Origin of the sequence: Luteococcus sp. H101 (genome assembly GCF_038433155.1) — a bacterium.
GTDB lineage: Bacteria > Actinomycetota > Actinomycetes > Propionibacteriales > Propionibacteriaceae > Luteococcus.
In genome coordinates this window covers 65,521-86,520 of sequence record NZ_JBCDMW010000001.1, presented here as the reverse complement: position 1 = coordinate 86,520, position 21,000 = coordinate 65,521, and the positions used below count along the sequence as shown (strand labels likewise).

Genomic DNA, 21,000 nt, shown 5'->3' with positions numbered 1-21,000 from the left:
CCCCCCCCCCCCTCCCCCCCCCCCCCCCCCCCCCCCCCCCCCTCCCCCCTCCCCTCTCCTCCCCCCCCCCCCCCCCCCCCCCCCCCCCCCCCCCCAGTGGTCTTCTCGGTGACTAGATCAGGTGCGGCACCGCGTCCAGCAGGGTGCGGGTGTAGTCCTCCCGCGGGGCGCGGAAGATCTCGGCCGCCGGTCCGGTCTCGATGATCCGCCCGCCCGTCATCACCGCGATCCGGTCGGAGACGTAGCGCACGGTGGAGATGTCATGGCTGATGAAGACCATCCCCAGGCCCAGCTCCCGCTTCAGGTCGGTGAGCAGGTTGAGCACCTGGGCGCGGACCGAGACGTCCAGGGCGCTGGTGGGCTCGTCTGCCACGATGACGTCCGGCTCCAGCGCCAGGGCACGGGCGATGGCGACGCGTTGCCGCTGGCCGCCGGAGATCTGGCGGGGCAGCACCCCCAAGGCCGACTGGGGCAGGCCGACCAGGTGGAGCAGTTCGCGCACCCGCTCCTCCCGGGAGGCGGCATTGCCGATGCCGTGCACCTCCAGCGGGTCGATGAGCTGGTCGTGCACCACCATCCGCGGGTTGAGCGCGGTGGACGGGTCCTGGAAGACCACCTCCACCGCCCGGCCCAGTCGGCGTCGGCTCCGGGCGTCGTACTTCATCGGCTTGCCCTGGAAGAACACGGTGCCGGAGGTGGGGGCCTGCAGACCGATCAGCACCCGGGCCAGGGTGGACTTGCCCGAGCCCGATTCGCCGACGATGCCCACCGTCTCGCCCTTGCTGACGTGGAAGTCGACGTGGTCCACTGCGGTGACCTTCCCCGGCCGGAAGAGGCCTCCGGTGCGGGTGCTGAACTGCACGCTCACGTCGCGCAGTTCCATCACCGGCGGCTCATCCTGGAGGGGGACGGCCCGTGGGGCGGGGCTGGCTGGCGTACTCATGCGTTGGCCTCCTCGGGGGCGGAGCCGTCAAGCGAGGGCTGGGCCCACCAGTCGTGGGTGGTTCCGGGAATGTGGCGCACCACCGCAGGCTCGGTGAGGTCGGGCCGCGAGGAACGCGGCGCGAACCGGTCACCCTGCGGGAATTCCCGCGGGCTGGGCACCACACCGGGCACCTGGTGCAGCCGGCCGCGCCCGTCCTCGATGGACAGGACGGCGCCCAGCAGGCCCCGGGTGTACTCGTGGCGCGGATCGGTGAGGATCTCGTGGGTGCTGCCCGACTCCACCACCTGACCGGCGTACATCACGGTGATCCGGTGCGCGACGCTGGCCACCAGGGCCAGGTCATGGGAGACGAAGACCATTGCGAAGCCGAGCTTGTCGCGCAGGTCATTGAGCAGGTCGATCACCTGCTTCTGGACGGTCACGTCGAGGGCGGTGGTGGGCTCGTCGCAGATCACCAGCTTGGGATTGCGGGTCAGCGCCATGGCAATCAGCACCCGCTGGCGCTGCCCGCCCGACAGTTCGTGCGGGTAGGAGGCCAGCGTCCGCTTCGGGTCCAGGCCCACCAGCTCCAGCAGTTCCTCCGCCGAGCGCTTGCCCCCGCGGTTGGTGAGCTGCTTCAGCTGGGACCGGATCAGCATCGACGGGTTCAGGGAGCTCAGCGCGTCCTGGTAGACCATCGCGATCTCGTGGCCGCGCAGGGCATTGTGCTCCTTGCTGGACAGCTGCAACAGGTCGCGGCCCTCGAACAGGATCCGGCCACCCACCTCGGCCGTCTTGGGCAGCAGGCCCATGATGGCCATCGAGGTGATGGACTTGCCGGAGCCGGACTCGCCCACCAGGCCCATCGTCTCCCCGGGCCGCACGGTGAAGGTGACGTGGTCGATCACGTCTACGTCGCCATGCTGCTCGGGGAAGCGGATGGTCAGGTCCCGCACCTCCAGCAGGGGCTCGGCATCGCCGGTGTAGTCCGGACGTCCACCCCGGGAGCCCTCGGTGATGGCCAGGGCTGCCAGGCGCTCCTCCAACGGCACGGTGACCTCGGCCACCCGCGGATCGGCCACCGGCGCCGGGGCGCCGGCCTGCTCCACCTCGTCGGCCAGCTTGACCTTGCGCTGGGCACCGGGCGAGACCATGGCGTCGGTCATCCCCTCGGAGAGCACATTGAGGGCCAGCGTGGTGATCATGATCATCAGGCCGGGGAAGAAGGTGGGCCACCAGGCGCCGATCAGCAGCAGCTGCTTGCCGTCGGCCAACACATTGCCCCACGACGGGTTCGGGGGTCGGACGCCAGCATTGATGAAGCTGAGCGACGCCTCGAAGACGATGGCGTCGGCCACCAGGACCGTCGCGAAGACCAGGATGGGCGCCAGGCAGTTGCGCGCCACGTGCTTGACCAGGATCCACGGCGTGGAGGAGCCCATCACCCGGGAGGCGTTGACATAGTCCTCGCCGAACTGGGTGAGTACATTGGCCCGCACGATGCGGGTGAGCTGCGGCGTGTAGAGGAAGGCGATGGCGAACACGATCACCGGGATTGAGGGCCCCAGCACGGCGACGAAGACCGCGGCCAGCGCGATGCCCGGGAAGCTCATGATGATGTCCAGGGTGCGCATCAGCGCCTCCGAGACCCACTTGTTGGCGGTCGCGGCGATCGAGCCCAACACGGCGGCCGCGGCCAGGGCGACCGCGGTGGAGGCCAGTCCGATCATCAGGGAGTAGCGCGCACCGGTGGCGACCCGGGAGAACACGTCGCGCCCGATCACGTCGGTGCCGAACCAGTGCTCACCGCTCGGTGGCTGGGCGGGGGTGCCGGAGGCGAAGGGGTCGAAGGGCACCAGCAGGGGGCCGATGCCGGCCAGCAGGGCCACCAGGACCATCACGCCCAGCGCGATCCGGGAGGACCAGGGCAGGCTGCGCAGCCGAAGACCCGGCTGGCTGAGACGTTCAGTGAGTTGGGAACGCATGTCACACCGTCCTGATCCGTGGGTTGACCAGCACATAGAGCAGGTCGACGATGATGTTGATCACGATGAAGGCCATGGCCACGCACAGGGTCACGCCCTGCACCAGGAAGACGTCGTTGCGCGTGACGCCGTCCAGGATGAGCTGGCCCATGCCCTGGATGTTGAAGATGATCTCGATGATCACCGCACCGCCCATGGCGTAGCCGATCCGCAGGCCCAGCACGGTGATGGGCGTGATCAGGGCATTGCGCAGCACATTGCGGGCGATCACCACGACCTTGGGGATGCCGGCGCCGATGGCGGTGCGCACATAGTCGCGGTCGAGTTCCTCCACCACCGCGGTGCGCACCACCCGCGTCAGGGAGCCGGAGACGGGGATGGCCACCGAGAGGGCGGGCAGGCTGATGTTGTTCAGCCACACCCCGGGATTCTCCCGGAAGGGCACCCACTGGGAGACCACCGCCGGGTACAGCCCGGCGCCGCCGGGTACCGTGGACAGGGACTGGATCAGCAGGATCGCCAGCCAGAAGCCGGGCATGGCCAGGCAGGCGATGGACAGCACCCGGATCACCTGGTCCGGCCACTGGTCCCGGAAGAGGGCCGCGACCACGCCCAGGATGAAGGCGATCACCACCGCGATGGCGACGCCGAGCAGCGTGAGCTGCAGCGTGATGGGGAAGGCCCGACGGACGAAGTCGACCACGGGGGTGTTACCGGCGCTGGTTCCCAGGTCTCCGTGCAGCAGACCGCCGAGGAAGCGCACGTAGCGCACCAGCAGCGGGTCGTCGAGTCCATTGGCGGCGCGGTAGGCCGCAATGGCCTCCGGAGGGGCAGACTCACCCAGCGCCAGTCGCGCCGGATCGGCCGGCGAGAAGGACATCACGAAGAAGACCAGGAAGGTCACGCCCAGCCCCATGACGGGTAGCGCCAGCAGACGCCGGCCCATCAGCCTGAGCAAGGTGGTCATGCGGCATCACTCCTGTGTGACAGAGACAGGCCTGGTGGTGGAGCGGGTGCTCCACCACCAGGCGGGGGGGATCAAGTTACTTGGTGCTTCCGACGTCGAGCAGGCACAGGCCGGTCAACGGGATGGGCTTGAAGTCGGTCAGGCTGGTCTGGTCATAGCCGGTGGCCGACTTGCGGTGGAAGAGCGGGTAGATCGGCACCTCGGTGCTGACCAGGTCCAGGAGCTTCTTCCAGGTGGCCTTCTGCTCCTCGCCGGTCTGCTGCTGGCCCTCGGTCAGCAGCTTCTGCACCTCGTCGTAGGCCGGCTGGCCCTTCCAGTGCAGGCGCTGGTCGGTCCACACGTCGCCCGAGAGCCACCAGCCCATCAGCAGCGCCGGGTCGGAGCCGAAGACCGACGGGTCACCGGGGGCCACGACGAGGTCATAGGCGCCGGGCTTGCCGTCGATGGTGTTGTAGACGTCCGGGGACTTCTTCTGCTCGAACTGCACGGTCAGGCCGATGGCCTCCAGGGCCGACTTCAGCAGCGGGGTGGCCTTCTGCACCCAGGCGTGGTCACTGCACAGCATCCGCAGGGACTTCATGCCGGTCTCGGCGATGAGCTGCTTGGCCTTCTCCTGGTTGTAGGTGTAGACGGTGGACGCCTTCTGGTAGTCCGGGTGGGTCTCCTGCAGGAAGGAGGTGGCCGGGGTGGCATTGCCCATGTAGGCGGTCTGGATCACCTTGGCCATGTCGAAGGCGTAGAGCACCGCCTGGCGGTTGCGGACATCCTTGAACGGGGCCGAGCCGCAGTTGAACATGGCAAAGAGCAGTGCGAAGCCCTGCTCCAGGTCAACCTTGCTGCTCTGCTCCAGGGTCTTGATGGACAGGTCGGGCACCAGGTCAATGGCCTGGACCGTCTTGGAGGTCAGGGCATTCATGCGGGTGCCGTCGTCGGGCATGACCCGCCAGACCATCTTCTTGGCCTTGGCCGGGTGGGGGCCGGTGTAGCCGTCGAAGCGCTCGAAGACCAGCTGCTTCGAGGTGGCCGAGTTGTCGGTCATCTTGTACGGGCCGGTGCCCACCGGCTTGGCGTCGAAGGCCTTCGGGTCGGCGTTGACGGCCGCCTTGGGGACAATCTTGACGACGGCGATCCGCTCGGCCACCAGGGTGGAGGGCCGGGACAGTTTGATGGTGACGGTCTTGTCGTCCTTCTTGGTGACCTCCTTCACGAAGGTGATGAACTGCGAGTACAGCGACTTGTTCGCGGGGTCCAGGACGCGCTGGAAGCTGAAGACCACGTCATCGACGGTGACGTCGCTGCCATCGTGGAACTTCGCGCCGTCGCGCAGGGTGGCCTCGTACGTGGTGTCGTCCACCTTCTTCGGCAGCTCCTTGGCCAGGGCGGCGTAGACCTTGCGATCACCGGAGGGCAGGATCTCGGTCAGGCCCTCCATGGTGTGCCAGTTGGCCGCGACGGTCAGCGCCGCCGAGGTGGTCATCGGGTCGAAACCGGTGGTGCCCAGCTCATAGCTGATCGCGGCGGTGATGGTGCCGTCGGGTTTGGCCGTGCCGGCTGCCCCGGGCGTGCTGGCATCGCCGGCGCGCTTGTCGGGCGTCGTGCCACAGGCGGACAGGGTCGCGGACAGGGAGGCCGCGGCCCCCATGGCGCCCACCGCTTGGAGAAGGCGCCGACGTGACAGGGTGTGCATCTCGTTCATCGTTGAACTCTCCTAAGATGTTGGACGTCGTATGTCTGATGTTATGGCAGTCTGGGTCGAAGAGAAAGTCCCCCGCCCCACAATCGACCGGAATCCTGGGCGGGAGTTGGCAGAGTTCGGTTTTCGGGAGCGCGCAATGAATGACGTGGCGGACGTGATTGCCCTGGACGGGCACACCCTGAGGGTGCAGGGGCACCGGGACCTGCTGGAGCGGGGCCCGGGGGTGCGGCCGGTGCGGATCCCCGAATGTCACTGGTGGCAGGTCTCTCCCGGCTGGCTGGGCGTGACGCACCTCTACTCCGAGGGGAGCGGGGTGCGGCTGGCCGGCACGACGTCGGCCACCAACCTGCGGCTGCGGGTGCGCTGCACCCAGCGCTTCCTGCCCGGGGGGATCGGATCCCATGCCAGCTCCTTCGTGCTGACCGTCGACGGGGAGCGCTTCGCCGCCCGGCCCACTCCGGTCACCGCCCACCTGATCGACCCCCCGCTGTCCGACGGGCTGGACCTGCGCACCCTGGCGGAAGAGGCCACCGTCGAGTTCACCGGCCTGCCGGCCGGGCAGAAGCTGCTGGAGGTGTGGCTGCCGCAGACCATGGTGGTGGACCTGCTGGGGGTGGAGGCGGATGCCCCCGTCGTCGCGGCCCCAGAGCCCACCCAACCCCGCTGGACCCACTACGGCAGCTCGATCAGTCACTGCGCCGAGGCCGACGACCCGCTGGCGGTGTGGCCGGTGGTGACCGCGCGTGAGGTGGGGCTGGACGTCACCAACCTGGGCCTGCGGGGCGCCTGCATGCTGGAGCCCTTCCTGGCCGAGACCATCGCCGAGACCCCGGCCGACGTCATCTCCCTGAAGGTCGGGATCAACCTGGTGGGCGGCCGCACCATGAGTGACCGCACCTTCGTCCCCGCCCTGCACGGCCTGCTGGACCGGATCCGGGCCAGCCAGCCCGACGTCCCCGTGGTGCTGGTCTCGGCCATCTCCTGGCCGGGCAGCGAGAACCTGCCCGGACCCAGCACGCCGGTGACCGGCGCCGACGGCGTCGTGCGGCAGCGGGCCGGTGGGGAGCCGGTGGACGTGGCGGGGGGAGCCCTCACCCTGGCCCGTTCGCGTGACCTGGTGCAGCACGTGGCCATGGTGCGGGCCAGCCGCGGGGAGAACATCCACTACCTGGACGGGCGGGCTCTCTACGGCCCGCAGGACCAGGAGGGCTCGCCGCTGCCCGACGGGCTGCACCCCTCGTCGGCCAGCTATGTGGAGATGGGGCATCGCTTCGCCCGGCTGGTCTTCGGCGACGGGGGGCTGGTGCCCGTCCAGTCGCTGACGCGCGGCTGAGGCCCCGGCTCGGGGGGGTCAGCCCCGAGGTGTCGACTCCGCTGACTGCGTGGGGCCGTCGAGGCGCTCGATCACCTGGCTGAGCGGCCGGTAGTGGGCATCGACGGCGGCCAGGTAGCCCGCCAGGTCACCGGCCTCGGCGGCCTCCAGCATGGCCGTGTGGGCCTTGGCGGTGTCGATGATGTCCTCGTGCCGGTGGACATTGCCCTGCTTCACCATCACGGTGTGGATGTCCCAGAATGCGCCGATCAGGTTCTGGGCCAGGGTGTTGCCCGTCGCCTTGCCCATCAGCAGGGTGTGGAAGGCCCGGTCCTCGGTGGTGAAGTCCTCGTCCGCCTCGGCCTTGGCCGTCATCGCGTCGGCCAAGGCATGCAGTTGCTCGTCGTGCGAACCCTGCATGGTGGACACGACGGCCTGCGCCTGGCCCGCGTCCAGCGCCCGGCGCACGTCGACGATCTCCCGCAGCACCTTGGCCGGCCCCCGGGGGTCGATGGTGCACCGGAAGGTCACGCTGTTGACCAGCGGTGCCAGGGAGATGTTGCCGACGAAGGTGCCGCGCCCGTGCTGGACGTCGACGATGTCGAGGGCATCCAGCTGGCGAATGGCCTCGCGCAGGCTGCTGCGGCTGACGCCCAGTTCCTCGCACAGCACCAACTCCGTGGGCATCAGGGCGCCCGGAAGCAGCTGGTGTTCCACGATGTAGGCCTTGATGCGCTCCCGCACGCTGTCCGCGGCCAATGTCCGGCGGGAAGTACCCATGCTCTGCGATCCCCTCTGTCGCCCGGAGCGTCGGGACACCTGGCGTGTCGCCCGAGTCGGTGCTGACCGGGTTGGAACGGTCCGGTACTGCTGAATTCTAGCGCGACATCAGACGTCGGATCTACGGCGGGTCGGAGGGTCGGGCCGGGTGGCGGGCGCGTGGCCCTGCCGTCCGGCCCCTCGCGGAGGGCTCAGACGGCCTCCGGCTCCGCGGCGCCGAAGCCGTTCGGGTTGGCGGACTGCCAGCGGAAGGTGTCCTCGCAGGCCTCGTCCACCGTCTTGTGCGCCTTCCACCCCAGTTCCTGTTCCGCCAGGGCGACGTCGGCATAGGAGGAGGCGACGTCACCGGGGCGACGGGGCGCCACCTGGTAGGGGATCGTCTGGCCGGAGGCCTTCTCGAAGGCGTGCACGATGTCCAGCACCGAGTTGGGCTTGCCGGTGCCCAGGTTCCACACGTGGTATCCATCGTGTTCGGTCAGGTGGTCCAGGGCGGCCAGGTGGCCCTCGGCCAGGTCCACCACATGGATGTAGTCCCGGGTGCCGGTGCCGTCGGGGGTGGGGTAGTCGTCGCCGAAGACCATCAGCTTCTCCCGACGCCCGGCCGCCACCTGGGCGACGAAGGGAAGCAGGTTGTTGGGGATCCCCTTGGGGTCCTCGCCGATCCGGCCGGACTCGTGGGCGCCGATCGGGTTGAAGTAGCGCAGCACGCCCACCCGCAGCTCGGGATCGGCGGCCGACGCGTCGGCCAGGATCTGCTCGATCATGTGCTTGGTGCGGCCATAGGGATTGGTGGCGCCGGTGGGGCTGCTCTCCAGGAAGGGCGGCTCGGACAGCTCGCCGTAGACCGTCGCCGAGGAGCTGAACACGATGGTGTGGCAGCCGTGCTTGGCCATGGTCTCAAGCAGGGTGATGGTGGAGCCCAGGTTCTCCCGGTAGTAGGTCAGCGGGATCTGGGTGGACTCCCCGACGGCCTTCCAGCCGGCGAAGTGGATCACGGACTCCGGGGAGAAGTCCGCGAAGGCGGCGTCCAGCGCCTGCTCGTCACGCACATTGGCCCGGACGAAGCGCGGTTCGCGCCCGGCCAGCTCCGCCACCCGGCGCAACGACTCCTCCGAACTGTTCGACAGGTCGTCGACGACCAAGACATCGTGCCCCTGCTGCAACAGGGCCAGGGTGGTGTGGGAGCCGATGTAGCCGGCTCCGCCGGTGACGAGGACGCGCATGGATTACCTTTCGTGGACTTCTGATCACCAGCCTACGGGGCTGGCTGTGAAATGGCTGTGCCCGGGATGTGAGGTCCCTGCGACGGGCTCCGGAAGCAGGGTGTGGGGGTTGGCGCTCGGGTTTCGTTGTCCCGCGACGGATACATCCGTCGCGTCGTGACGAAACCCGAGCGGCGCGGGGGGATGGCGCAGGAGGTGGCGCGGGGCGCGGGGCGCGGGGACGGGGGTCAGCCGCCCAGGCCGAGGAAGTCCACCATCGCGTTGACGGTCTGGTGCGCCAGTTCCTCCGTCTCCCGCTCGGCGAAGATCCGCAGCACCGGCTCGGTGCCGGAGAATCGGGCCACCAGCCAGCCCCCGTCAGCCAGGAAGACCTTCACCCCGTCCAGATAGGAGACATTCTCCACCTCGACGTCGAAAGCGGGCAGCTCGCGCCGCTCGAACAGGGTGGCCAGCAACTCGGCGCGACGCTGCGGGGTGAAGCTCCAGGCGGTCTCCACCATCTCCAGGCTGCCGTAGCGCGCGACGACGTCGCCCCACAGCTCGGACAGCTTGCGGCCGCTGTGGGCCAGCATCTCCACCAGCAGGGAGCCGGCGTAGACCCCGTCCTTGCCGGCGATGTGCCCGCGCACCGTCAGGCCGCCGGAGCTCTCGCCGCCGATCACGGCGTCGGTCTCGGCCATCTTCGACGAGATGTGCTTGAAGCCCACCGGAACCTCGTGACACTTCTGCCCGTGCGCCTCGGCCACCCGGTCCAGCAGGTGGGTGGTGGCCAGGTTGCGCACCACGTCGCCCTGCCAGCCCTTGCCGGTCAGCAGGTATTCGTAGAGCAGCACCATCACCTGGTTGGCGGACAGGTAGTTGCCCTTGTCGTCGAAGATTCCCAGCCGGTCGGCATCGCCGTCGGTGGCCATGCCCAGGTCCGCGCCGTGGTCCAGCACCACCCGTCGCAGCTCATGCAGGGTCTCCAGCTGGGGCGACGGCATCCGGCCGCCGAACAGGGCGTCGTGCCGGGAGTGGATCACCTCGACGTCGCACCGGGCGGTCATCAGGATGGTCTGCAGGCAGGTCTGGGAGACGCCGAACATCGGGTCCAGCACCACCTTCAGGTGCCGGTGCCGGATGGTCTCGGTGTCCAGCTGGCCCAGGATGGCGTCCAGGTACCAGTTCATCGACGTCTGCACGGTGACCAGCGGATGACTGCGCACCTCGTGGGCGGGAACCGAGCGCACCGCGTCCTCGGTGAGCGCATTGATCTGGGCCTGCAGCTCGCCGGTGATCTCGGCGGCGGCATCCCGGCCGCCCTCGGTGAAGACCTTGATCCCGTTGTAGCTGGCCGGGTTGTGGGAGGCGGTGATGGCCAGGCCGTAACCGCAGCCCTTGTTCCGCACGGTCCACATGATCATCGGGGTGGGCGCCGGCCGGTCGATCACCGTCACCGGGATGTCATTGCCAACCAGGACCTCGGTGGCCCACCAGCAGGCCTGGTCGGAGAGGAAGCGCCGGTCGTAGCCGATCACCGTGCCCCGTTCCGCCACCCCCTCGGCGTGCATCCTGTCGGCCAGACCCTGCGCCAACAGGCGCACATTGGCCTTGGTGAAACCGTCCGCAATGATGGCGCGCCAACCGCCGGTACCGAATTCGATCATGCACCGAACTTATCCCGCGCGGAGCTCGGTGGGAAGGGTTTGCGCACCCCGGCTGCGCAAGCGCTCAGCCGTGGTGAGCGGTGCTGTCGGCCCGACCCTCCGGGGTCCGTAGAATTACTGTCATGCCCGAACAAATTACCGAGTCCAGCCCAGCCGAGCAGAGCTCCGGCACCCCCAGCCCGTCCGTGCGCAAGGCCGTGATCATGGCCCGCGGCCTGGGCACCCGGCTGCGCAAGCAGGCGTCGGCCGAACTGAGCGAGGAGCAGCAGAAGATCGCCGCCCTGGGGCTGAAGGCAATGATGCCGCTGGGGCAGCAGGGCCGTCCCTTCGTCGAGCACGTGATCAACGCCCTGGCCGACGCGGGGATCACCGAGGTCTGCCTGGTGATCGGCCCGGAGCATGACCTGGTCCGGGAGCACTTCGCCGCCCTGCAGACCAGCCGGGTGAGCATCAGCTTCGCGGTGCAGGCCGAGGCCCTGGGTACCGCCGACGCCGTCGCCGCCGCCCGCGAGTTCTGTGGCCAGGACCGCTTCGTCGTGGTCAATTCGGACAACTACTACCCAGCCGACTGCCTGCGCGCCCTGCTGGCCGCCCCGGGCAGCGCCACCCTGGGCTTCGACGCCGCCGAGCTGGTGGCCCGCTCCAACATCCCGGCCGAGCGGGTGGCGGCCTTCGCCATCCTGGAGACCGACGAGCAGAGCCGTCTGGTGGAGATGGTGGAGAAGCCCAGCCCGGAGGTGGTGGCCCAGCACGGCCCACACGCCCTGGTCAGCATGAACTGCTTCCTGTTCGGCCCCAGCATCTTCACCGCCTGCGCCGCAATCGAGCGCTCGGCGCGGGGCGAATTCGAGATCGTCGACGCGGTGCGCCACGTCGTGCACTCCGGGGAGGCCGTCACCGTCGTCCCGGTGGCCGACGGGGTGCTGGACATGTCCGGCCGGGCGGACGTCGCGGACGTGGCCCGGGCACTGGCCGGCAAGGACGTGACCCTGTGAGCGGCACCCGCTACTTCGCGCCCGGCCGGATCGAGGTGTTGGGCAAGCACACCGACTATGCCGGCGGCAATGTGTTGGTCTGCGCCGTGGACCGCGGCGTCACGGCCACCGTCACCCCGGCCGACGAGGGCATCCAGGCCCGCAGCACCGCGCTCCCGGACCCCGTGGACCTCACCCCGGGCAGTGGAGCCGAGCTCCCGGCCGGGCACTGGGGCCGCTACCTGGCCAGCGTGGTCACCCGGCTGACGGCCAACTTCGGGCCGCTGGCACCCTGCCGGATCGAGGTGGACTCCAACCTGCCGCTGGCCAGCGGCATGAGTTCCTCCTCCGCCCTGGTGGTGGCCACCGCCATGGCCCTGGTGCGGCACAACGGCTTTGACGCCACCGAGCTGTGGCGCAGCAACATCACCAACGATGTGCAACTGGCCGGCTACCTGGCCTGCGTCGAGAACGGCAAGACCTTCGGCAGCCTGGCCGGGCACGGCGGGGTGGGCACCCTGGGCGGCTCGGAGGATCACACCGCCATGCTGTGCAGCGAGGCCGGCCGGCTGGGGCAGTTCAGCTTCAACCCGCCCGGGCTGGTGCGCCGGGTGGACCTGCCCAACGAGCTGTCCTTCGTCGTGCTGGTCAGTGGAGTGGCCGCGGAGAAGACCGGCGCCGCCCTGGGCGGCTACAACCAGGCCTCGCTGAATGCCACCGAGGTCCTGCGGCGGTGGAATGCCACCGGGCACGACCATCCGAACCTGGCCGCCGCCCTGGCCAGTTCCCCGCAGGCCGCCGGGAAACTGCGTTCCCTGGTGGCCGAGGACCCCACGCTGTCCGCCCGGCTCCACCAGTTCATCGTCGAGTCCACTGAGGTGATCCCGGGCGCCGTCGACGCGCTGGCCTCGGGAGACCTGGACGGCTTCGGCCGCCAGGTGGCCCTGTCCCAGTCCCTGGCCGCCGACGGCCTGCACAACCAGGTGCCGCAGACCGAGGCGCTGGTCCGGCTGGCCGTCGAGCGGGGCGCGGTGGCGTCGTCCAGCTTCGGGGCCGGCTTCGGCGGTAGCGTCTGGGCCCTGGTGCCGGCCGGGGAGGCGGAGGGCTTCGCGGAGCAATGGCTGTCCGGCTACCGGACGCAGTATCCCGAGGAGGCGGCCCGGGCCACCACGCTGGTGACCCGCCCGTCGGCCCCGGCACGCGAGATCACGGACTGACCGGCCGGTGGGGATCCGCTGACGGGCGGGGCCGGCCAGGTGGCGATGTCCTTCCCGTCGATCCCCCGGCGAGCTAGCGTGTGCAGCACAATGACCCGGACCGGTTCCGGCCGGGCAGGATGAGCGAGAGGAAGCGAGCGGTGAGCGCCAGTAGCAGGCCCGGGCGGGTTCCCGGGCGCGGGGGACCGCTCGACCAGGCCCAGATGAGGGCCGCCAACATGGGGCTGATCCTGCGGCACCTGCGCACCCACGGTGGGCGGTCCCGGGCCCGGCTGGCCACCGAGACCGGCCTGTCCCGGGCCACCATGTCCAGCGTGATCGGGGAGCTGGTGGATCGCGGACTGGTCCGCGAGGGTGAGGTGAAGCGCAAGGGCACCGTCGGGCGGCCCGGCTTGGACGTGTCGCTGGACGGCAGCCATGTGGGGGCCATCGGCGTGGAGATCAGCGTCGACTACCTGGCCCTGACCACCATGAACCTGGCCGGCGACGTCGTGGCCGAGACCCTGCTGCCCGTCGCCGCCGACGAACTCACCCCGGACCAGGTGTTGGACCTGGTGGCGGAGCAGCTGGGTGGCGCGCTGGAGCGGATGCACGGCGTCGGGATGATGCCGGTGGCCATCACCGTCTCCCCGCCCGGCGTGATCGACTACCAGGCCGGTTCGGTCCGCTTCGCCCCCAACCTGGGCTGGCGGGATGTCGCGCTGGTGGCGGAACTGCGCGCCCGGCTGGGTGACGACGCCCCACCGATCCATCTGGAGAACGACGCCAAGCTGGCGGCCCTGGCCGAGTACGTCGGCTACGCCCCGGAGGGGGTGGAGGACCTGCTCTTCCTCACCGGCGACATCGGCGTTGGTGCCGGCATCATCTCCGGCGGCCAGCTGGTGCGCGGCTGGAAGGGATTCTCCGGTGAGGTGGGCCACCTGCCCCTGGACCCCGCGGGCGGACCCTGCAAGTGCGGCCGCACCGGCTGCTGGGAGACCATCGTCGGCCTGGGTGCGTTGCTGCGGCTGTGCGCGCCCGACGGTGGGGAGCTGGTGGACGCCAACCGCCCGCTGGAGGAGCGGCTGACCACCATCGCCCAGCGGGCCGGCGCCGGGGACCCGACCACCCTGGCCGCGCTGGCGCAGATCACGCACAACCTGGCCAACGGCCTGTCCGTGCTGAACGACGTGCTCAACCCCCGGGTGATTGTGCTGGGCGGCTACTTCACCTTCTTCGGCGGGTTCATCCTGGAGCCGCTGGCCGAGGAGTTGGAGCGGCGAAGGATGGTCAACGGCGGTCAGGTCAGGCTGGAACTCACCCGGCTGGGGATGAACTCCGCCGCGCACGGTGGTGCGCTGATGGCGTTGGATGACGTCTTCGCGGACCCGACGCTGGCCCCGGTGCGCACCGCGTCCTGACCGGCGCACGGTCCCCGAGCCTGTCTTTCCACGATCCCCGAGCCTGTCGAGGAGACGCAACCACGGTGGCCGAGCTTGTCGAGGCCCTGGGCGCAGTGACCCGGATGGTTCGTCGTCGGGTCGGCAGCCTCTGGCGCTGCGTCTCGTCGACGCTCGCTCGCGTCTCTTCGCGGAACCGCTCTGCGAGGCTCCGAGCCCGACGACGAACCTTGGCGTGGTCCCCGAGCGTGTCGAGGGAACGCGACCACGGCGGTCGAGCTTGTCGAGGCCTGGGGCGCACTGATCCGGGTTCGCCAAGGCCACCTACGGCGCCACCTGCCCGCTGGCCGGTTCCGCCAACACTGACCTGCCCAGCGGCTGCGTGAAGTTCACCCACAACCGCACCGGCCCGCTGTCGATTCTGGCAGAATCGTCGGGGTGAAGACCGCCCGCGCTGGCGCCAATCCGCAAACCATGGTGGACCAGACCTACGGCTACACCACCGGGGGAGTCGACCGTGTCAACGTCCAGACGATGATCGACACGACCGGCGAGTTCATCCCCGCCGGGGTGACCACCACCTACAGCTATGACTCGATGAACCGCCTCACGTCAGCGGTGGAGAAGAACGGCGCCACCACCAACGCGTCGTTCACGTACGCCTATGACTTGAACGGGAACCGTACCAAGGCCACCATCGCCGGGCTTGGTGCGGGGGCGAATGACAACGCCCTGGTTTCGGCGCGAACCTTTGACCACAACCGGGCCGATGAGTTGACCATCGCGGATGGCAAGACCGCCGGTTTGGGGTGGGATGCCAATGGTGATGAGACCGCAGCCCAGGGTTGGCTTGCTGGTTCTGTGCAAGGGCGTAGCAATGTGAAGACCAGCAGTGTCGGTGACGTGGCCCAGTGGACCGTCCCCGACACCGGGCAGACTTTCGCGTTCACCAATGCGCAGGTCCTGCCCACCGGTACCCGTAACCTGACCTGGGCCCATGAGGTGACCTACACCTACAACCCGGTCGGGCTGGAGGGCTATACCTCCCCGAACGGTCAGGGACAGGTGAAGCTGTTCACCATGCCCAATGGTCAAACCCTCGGGTACGAGGTCGGCGGGAAGATGGAGTACTTCCACAAGGACCGCCTCGGCTCCGTGGTCGCGATGACCGGTGATGATGGCGGGAAGGAGGCCTACTACCGCTACGATCCCTACGGCCAGCCCCGCAGCTACTACCGCTGGAGTGACCAGGCCAAGGCCAACACGTTGATGGATGTCGGGCTGCCCCGGGACTTCTCCACCGGCCTGATCCGCATGGGAGCCCGCTGGTACGACCCCACCATCGCACGCTTCACCACAGCCGACCCCTCAGGCCAAGAACAAAACCCCTACCTCTACGCCGAGGGAAACCCCATCAACAACACCGACCCAACTGGGCTCTGGCATTGGCAGTCCAGTGTCTTGGGATGGGGAGCTGGCGCCCTCGCCACCGCTGTCGTGGGCGCAGGAACAGGAAACCTAGCCGTCGCGGGTGCGGCTGGTCTCTTTGTTGGTGGAGCAGTGTCAGAGATGTCCGATCAGACAATAGATAGTGGCGGAGTGACCGACTATGGGGATGTTCTCGGTAGCGGTCTCGCAGACATGGTATTCGGCTTGGGGGGCTAGTCATCGCGCTAGATGAAAGAATTCTTTGAGTGGTAACCCCCATGCGCCAAGGAGATTGTCAGATGAAGATATTCCGGTCCCGTTATGTTCACATCGTCTACGGAGTAACATACAGCGTCGCCCTTGGATCCGCTCTGCTTACGGTCCTGCTCCAATCACGGTTAATGATTCTCATTGCGTTTGCAGGAATCGCGGCGATTTTCTCGTGGCTATTGTGGCGATTGAGTCGTGCTGGAGGTGTCGTTTACCCCGAGAGTTCAATTGTCGAGTACAGGGGTCTCGTGGCTGATTCTCGCTGGGAGTTCAGTCAGATTTACCGTCTGGAAGTGGAGGAGCGCGGGATGGGACTACTGATTCCCATATTGACTACAACCAGTGGAACGCGCTGCGTTCTCTACGCTCTGACGGACTCCCTCGCTTCCGAGGGTAGGGCTGGGCGAGATTTCGTCAAAATCGCGGGGGAATTGATCTTCAGTGGTGTAGGGGAACGTGGGAGCCAACTTCCATCCCGCGCCAGGCGCTTCCTAGAATGAGAAGGCGATTCTGGTTGTTCTACTCGTGTGCAGCCATGTGGTTGGCAGCTGCAGTGGTTGTAGGGTTCCGGCGCACGGGTCAGGTCCGTACCGAGGGGCTCGTGGGTTGCTTGGTCATGGCGGGCGCATTCGCCTTCGCAGGATTCATGCTTCGACGGCATGATCAAGGCAAGTGGTGATCATCCCGGCTGCCGCAGGATGAGCTGTTCCAAGCATCGGCTGTTTCTCTCTGAAGGGGCACGAGCCGCCCATCACCCGGGTGATGGGCGGCTCGTCCGTAGTGATGTCGCGGATCAGTCGGCGGAGTACAGGTCGAAGTCATCGGAGGGGTCTCGCCTGCAGCGCCTCACGTGATCGACTCCCTTGTGCATGCCACTGGTCGGTGGTGAGACTGGCCACCGTGGTCGCGATGTGCGACAACCCGGGTCAGATGGGCTCACACCGACGCGTCCGGTCTCGCGAGCACGCTCAACCCAGGTGATCTTTCCCACTCGCCCAGCGCGTCGGTGAGCAGTCTGGCTGAGCGAGCGTTGACAGTTTCCTGAGAATGCGCCTAACGTTTCGTTTACTGCTCGAACATATTGGTCAAGGGAGTCCACGATGCGCAGCAACATCTCACGCGTGGCGGTGGCGGGGGCAACCGCCGCCGTCCTCTGCCTCACCGGTCTGGGTGCCGCCACCCCGGCGCACGCCGCGCCGCCAGCCAAGCCGGCCGCACCCGCGCCGTCACCGGCTGAATCCTTCATCATCCGCTCCAACAACCTGGAGATCCACGTCTCCCGGCTCTTCCCGCAGGTCCTGCGCTACCGCGACCTGAAGACGGGGGCCATCCTCGGCGGCCAGCCGAAGGTGCTGGACAGCGTCGTGATCAACGGCACGCCGCAGCGGGTGACCGTCGGTGTGGAGCCGCTGATGGGGGGCGTGAACTACGTCCTCACCGTCCCCGGGATGCCGGGCGTCTCCATCATCGTGCGCGCCACCGTCAAGGGCAATGTGCTCACCTGGCAGGTGCAGAAGGTGCGCGACGGCGCCAAGGACGTCGTCAACACCCTGGAGATCCCGGGCCTGGACCTGGTCTCGGTCTCCTCCGACCAGCCGGGTGCCACCAGCGCCCTGACCAAGGTGGACACCAATTCCACCCGCAATGCAGACCAGATTGCGCCGCTGACCGAGCAGACCGCCGTGCAGGCCAATGCCGTCGGGTCCACCTACGGCATCCTGAACACCGCCCAGCTGGCGGCCTCCGTGGAGACCAATGGCACCTATGACAAGCCCAAGGGTGCCACCACCAAGGACGGTGGGCGGCTGTGGAGCCAGGTGCAGGCCAATACCGACGGCAGCAAGCGCGTCGGCCTGACCCCCGGCCAGTGGACCGTGCGTGGTGAGGGTGCCGCCAAGCAGAGCGAGCTGCCCTGGGCCAAGGTGGTCATCACCACCGACCGCAACCAGGACCAGGCCGTCGACTGGCAGGACGGTGCCATCGCCTTCCGGGACATCGCCCACGTCGCCAAGGATGCGGACAAGGTGCCGGACCGGGTGATCCAGCACATCCCGTTCAACTTCTCCAGCCTGGCCACCCACCCCTTCCTGCGTACCCTGGACGACGTCAAGCGCCTGAGCCTGGCCACCGACGGCCTAGGCCAGTTCACCCTGCTGAAGGGCTATGCCTCCGAGGGGCATGACTCGGCCCACCCGGACTACGCCGGCAACTACAACGAGCGCGCCGGTGGCCTCAAGGACATGAACACGCTGCTCAAGGAGGGCAAGAAGTGGGGCAGCGACTTCGGCGTACACGTCAACGCGACGGAGGCCTACCCGGAGGCGAAGGCCTTCGACGAGAAGCTGGTGGACAAGACCGCCCTCGGCTGGAACTGGCTCAACCAGAGCTACTACATCAACCAGCGCGATGACCTGAACTCCGGCAACCTGCTGAAGCGCACCGCGCAGCTGCGCAAGGACACCAAGGGCAACCTGGACACCCTGTACTGGGACGTCTACTACGGCTTCGGCTGGCTGCCCGATGAGATGGACGCCAAGCTGCGCGGCCAGGGCTGGAGCGTCGCCTCCGAATGGGCCTACTCGCACGAGCGCAACAGCCTGTGGTCCCACTGGGCCACCGACCGCAACTACGGCGGCGCCACCAACAAGGGCATCAACAGTCAGATCATCCGCTTCATCCGCAATGGGGAGAAGGACGTCTGGAACCCGCACCCGCTGCTGGCCGGCTCCACCATCGTCGAGGCGGAGGGCTGGACCGGTCACAATGACTGGAATGCCCTGAAGAACAATGTCTGGACCAACCAGCTGCCCACCAAGTTCCTGCAGCACAACCAGATCACCAAGTGGACCGATCACGAGGTGCAGTTCACCAATGGCGTGCGCAGCACCGACGCCAACGGCCACCGGCAGTTCCTCATCGACGGCCAGCTGGCGCTGGACGGCGGCTCCTACCTGCTGCCCTGGGGCGGCAAGACCCCGCAGCAGGCCACCAAGGCCTATCACTTCAACCCCGACGGCGGGACCACCACCTGGACGCTGACCGGTGCCCTGGCCCGGGCCAAGTCCTTCACCGTCTACGAACTGTCCGACAAGGGCCGCACCGCGGTGGGCACCGTCGGCAATGACTCCGGGAAGATCACCCTTGAGGCCAAGGCCAACACGGCCTACGTGATCTACCCCGGCAAGACCCGCGTGCAGACCGATCCCGCCTGGGGTCAGGGAACGCCGGTGGCGGACCCCGGGTTCAACGGTGCCGATCTGGGCCCGTGGAATCCGACGGGCAAGACCGGCCTGGAGACCACCGAGAACGGTCTGCACGTGGCAAGCCTGGGCGAGGGCAAGTCCGGGATCAGCCAGGACCTGAAGCTGGCCGGCGGCAAGCGCTACGCCGCGTCGGCCTGGGTTGAGGTCAAGCCCGGCCAGAGCCGCCCCGTCACCCTGACCGTGAACGGCAAGGGGGTGGACGCCAGCACCAGCATCGAGCGCTCCACCATGCCCAACCACGTCTCCTCCGACGAGCTGCGCGGCACCAACTTCCAGCGGGTCAAGGTGCTGTTCACCGCCCCCCGCAATGGCAAGGTGCGGCTGGCCGTCACCGCCGCCGACGGCACCGCCCCCGTGCGGATCGACGACGTGCGGGTGGTGCCCACCGAGGAGAAGTCGGTCAGCGGGAATGTCCTGGTGGACCAGAGCTTCGAGAGCCTGGACCAGGGCTGGGGCCCGTTTGTCACCGGTCAGGCGGGCGGGGATGCCCGGACCCACCTGGCCACCAAGCACGCGCCGTACACGCAGGCCGGCTGGAACGGCAAGCTGGTGGACGACGTGCTGGACGGCCAGTGGTCGCTGAAGTCCCATGAGGAGGGACGCGGGCTGGTCTACCGGACCTGGCAGGGCAGCGTCGACTTCAAGCCCGGTCACAAGTACCGGGTGGAGTTCGACCACCAGAACGCCACCGCCGGCGCCTACAGCTTTGTCACCGGCGTCGACCAGGCCGGGGAACAGACCAAGCAGGTGGAGCTGAAGGCCACCGCCTTCGGGCAGCAGCGCACCACCGCCCGGTTCAGCCAGGAGTTCACCACCGGCGGCTGCGGAGACCCGTGGATCGGGATCCGACGCAATGCCGTCGGCGGGGCCCAAGCCGACTTCATCATGGACAACCTCAAGATCACCGACCTGGGCGCCGTCGAGACCCCCGGTGCCTGCGCCACCGCCGAGCTGAGCGGCCCGCGTGCGGTGGTGCCCGGTGAGGAGAATGTCTTCACCACCACCTTCACCAACCACGAGGGCGTCGCGATCAGCGACGTCAAGATGGGCCTTGACCTGCCCGACGGCTGGACCGCCACCGGGACCCAGGACGGTGCCGCCAGCGGCGAGCCCGGCGCCACGGTGAAGACCATCTGGAAGGTGATGGTTCCGGCCGACGCCAAGGGCAGCTACACCCTGTCTAGCAGCGTGAGCTACCGGGTGGGCGAGAGCACGCGCACGGTGGACTCCACGCTGACCACCCAGACCCTGCCCGAGGGCCTGATCCCGCAGTCCCGGCTGAAGATCAGCGGGGTGAGCAGCGCCGAGCCCGGCAGCGGTGACGGTTCCGCCCAGGCCGCCGTCGACGGCAACCCGTCGACCATGTGGCACAGCGCCTGGTCCCGGGTGAGCACCCCGGCCACCTACCCGCACTGGATCACCTTCGATCTGGGCAGCAAGCATGAGCTGGCCGCCTTCGACTACCAGGTGCGCAAGGGCAACGGTGCCATCAAGGACTACGAGATCTACGTCAGCGCCGATGGCAAGGACTGGGGCACCCCGGTGGCCAAGGGCAGCTTTGCCGGCACCGCCGAGGTGCAGCACATCACCCTGCCGCCCAACACCACCGGGCAGCACGTGAAGCTGGTTGGGCTGAACGCGATCAATGGCGCCGCCTTCGGCGGGGCCAACGAGATCAACCTGTGGGGCAAGCGCGCCTGAGCGCAAGTCCGACACGGTGAGGGGCTGGACGCCCCGGGCCTCCTCCGGGGCCCGGGGCGTCCTCCTGTTCCGGCCCACCCTGTTCCGGCCACCCTGTTCCGGGGCATGCTGATCCGGCCGGCGCGCCGTCCCCGGAGCGTCGCCCGGCCGGGCGACGGAGCCCCGCCAGTGCAGGATCTGCTGAAGTCAGACCCGGTTTCGGCGGGGGGGTCGCGGCGGGCTTTCGGGGTGGGA

The 21,000-nt window shown here is 68.4% G+C and carries 13 protein-coding genes; 6 read left to right on the top strand and 7 right to left on the bottom strand.

From position 1 onward, the window contains the following. Positions 1–112: 112 nt before the first annotated feature. The 4 genes from AAEX60_RS00325 to AAEX60_RS00310 form a co-directional block, all read right to left on the bottom strand. Positions 113–943 (bottom strand): ABC transporter ATP-binding protein, encoded by an 831-nt coding sequence (locus AAEX60_RS00325; protein ID WP_342100215.1) that lies wholly within the window; start codon positions 941–943, stop codon positions 113–115. Next, the gene (locus AAEX60_RS00320) at positions 940–2,910 is read right to left on the bottom strand and encodes a dipeptide/oligopeptide/nickel ABC transporter permease/ATP-binding protein (RefSeq protein WP_342100213.1); all 1,971 of its coding nucleotides are present in this window, start codon (positions 2,908–2,910) and stop codon (positions 940–942) included. The genes AAEX60_RS00325 and AAEX60_RS00320 overlap by 4 nt, the downstream gene beginning before the upstream one ends. Position 2,911: 1 nt before the next feature. Beyond that, on the bottom strand, positions 2,912–3,877 hold the full coding sequence (locus tag AAEX60_RS00315) for an ABC transporter permease (protein WP_342100211.1): 966 nt from the start codon (positions 3,875–3,877) through the stop codon (positions 2,912–2,914). Positions 3,878–3,953: 76 nt separating this feature from the next. Beyond that, positions 3,954–5,573, bottom strand: a complete 1,620-nt coding sequence (locus tag AAEX60_RS00310) for an ABC transporter substrate-binding protein (RefSeq protein WP_342100209.1) — start codon at positions 5,571–5,573, stop codon at positions 3,954–3,956. 136 nt (positions 5,574–5,709) lie between these two features. On the opposite strand from AAEX60_RS00310, the gene AAEX60_RS00305 reads away from it, so the two are divergent. Next, positions 5,710–6,906, top strand: coding sequence for a GDSL-type esterase/lipase family protein (locus AAEX60_RS00305; protein WP_342100208.1), 1,197 nt, complete (start codon positions 5,710–5,712; stop codon positions 6,904–6,906). Between the two features lie 18 nt (positions 6,907–6,924). On the opposite strand, the gene AAEX60_RS00300 is transcribed toward AAEX60_RS00305, so the two are convergent. The 3 genes from AAEX60_RS00300 to AAEX60_RS00290 all read right to left on the bottom strand — a co-directional run bounded on the left by AAEX60_RS00300 (position 6,925) and on the right by AAEX60_RS00290 (position 10,534). Next, complete coding sequence (locus AAEX60_RS00300) at positions 6,925–7,665, bottom strand: FadR/GntR family transcriptional regulator (RefSeq protein ID WP_342100207.1); 741 nt, start codon at positions 7,663–7,665, stop codon at positions 6,925–6,927. Between the two features lie 191 nt (positions 7,666–7,856). After that, entirely contained in the window at positions 7,857–8,888 is a 1,032-nt protein-coding gene (gene galE, locus AAEX60_RS00295; RefSeq protein ID WP_342100205.1) for a UDP-glucose 4-epimerase GalE, read from the bottom strand. A 227-nt stretch (positions 8,889–9,115) separates the two neighbouring features. Further along, on the bottom strand, positions 9,116–10,534 hold the full coding sequence (locus AAEX60_RS00290; protein WP_342100204.1) for a phosphoglucomutase/phosphomannomutase family protein: 1,419 nt from the start codon (positions 10,532–10,534) through the stop codon (positions 9,116–9,118). Between the two features lie 203 nt (positions 10,535–10,737). Here AAEX60_RS00290 and AAEX60_RS00285 point away from each other — a divergent pair, with 203 nt between their 5' ends. The 5 genes from AAEX60_RS00285 (at position 10,738) to AAEX60_RS00265 (ending at position 20,766) form a co-directional block, all read left to right on the top strand. Next, on the top strand, positions 10,738–11,529 hold the full coding sequence (locus AAEX60_RS00285; RefSeq protein ID WP_342100222.1) for a nucleotidyltransferase family protein: 792 nt from the start codon (positions 10,738–10,740) through the stop codon (positions 11,527–11,529). After that, positions 11,526–12,725 (top strand): galactokinase family protein, encoded by a 1,200-nt coding sequence (locus AAEX60_RS00280; protein ID WP_342100203.1) that lies wholly within the window; start codon positions 11,526–11,528, stop codon positions 12,723–12,725. Before AAEX60_RS00285 ends, AAEX60_RS00280 begins: the two co-directional genes overlap by 4 nt. Positions 12,726–12,865: 140 nt before the next feature. Beyond that, entirely contained in the window at positions 12,866–14,125 is a 1,260-nt protein-coding gene (locus tag AAEX60_RS00275; RefSeq protein ID WP_342100202.1) for an ROK family transcriptional regulator, read from the top strand. 417 nt (positions 14,126–14,542) lie between these two features. After that, positions 14,543–15,769 (top strand): RHS repeat-associated core domain-containing protein, encoded by a 1,227-nt coding sequence (locus tag AAEX60_RS00270; protein WP_342100200.1) that lies wholly within the window; start codon positions 14,543–14,545, stop codon positions 15,767–15,769. 1,133 nt (positions 15,770–16,902) lie between these two features. Next, positions 16,903–20,766 (top strand): endo-alpha-N-acetylgalactosaminidase family protein, encoded by a 3,864-nt coding sequence (locus AAEX60_RS00265; protein ID WP_342100199.1) that lies wholly within the window; start codon positions 16,903–16,905, stop codon positions 20,764–20,766. The last annotated feature ends 234 nt before the right edge of the window (positions 20,767–21,000 follow it).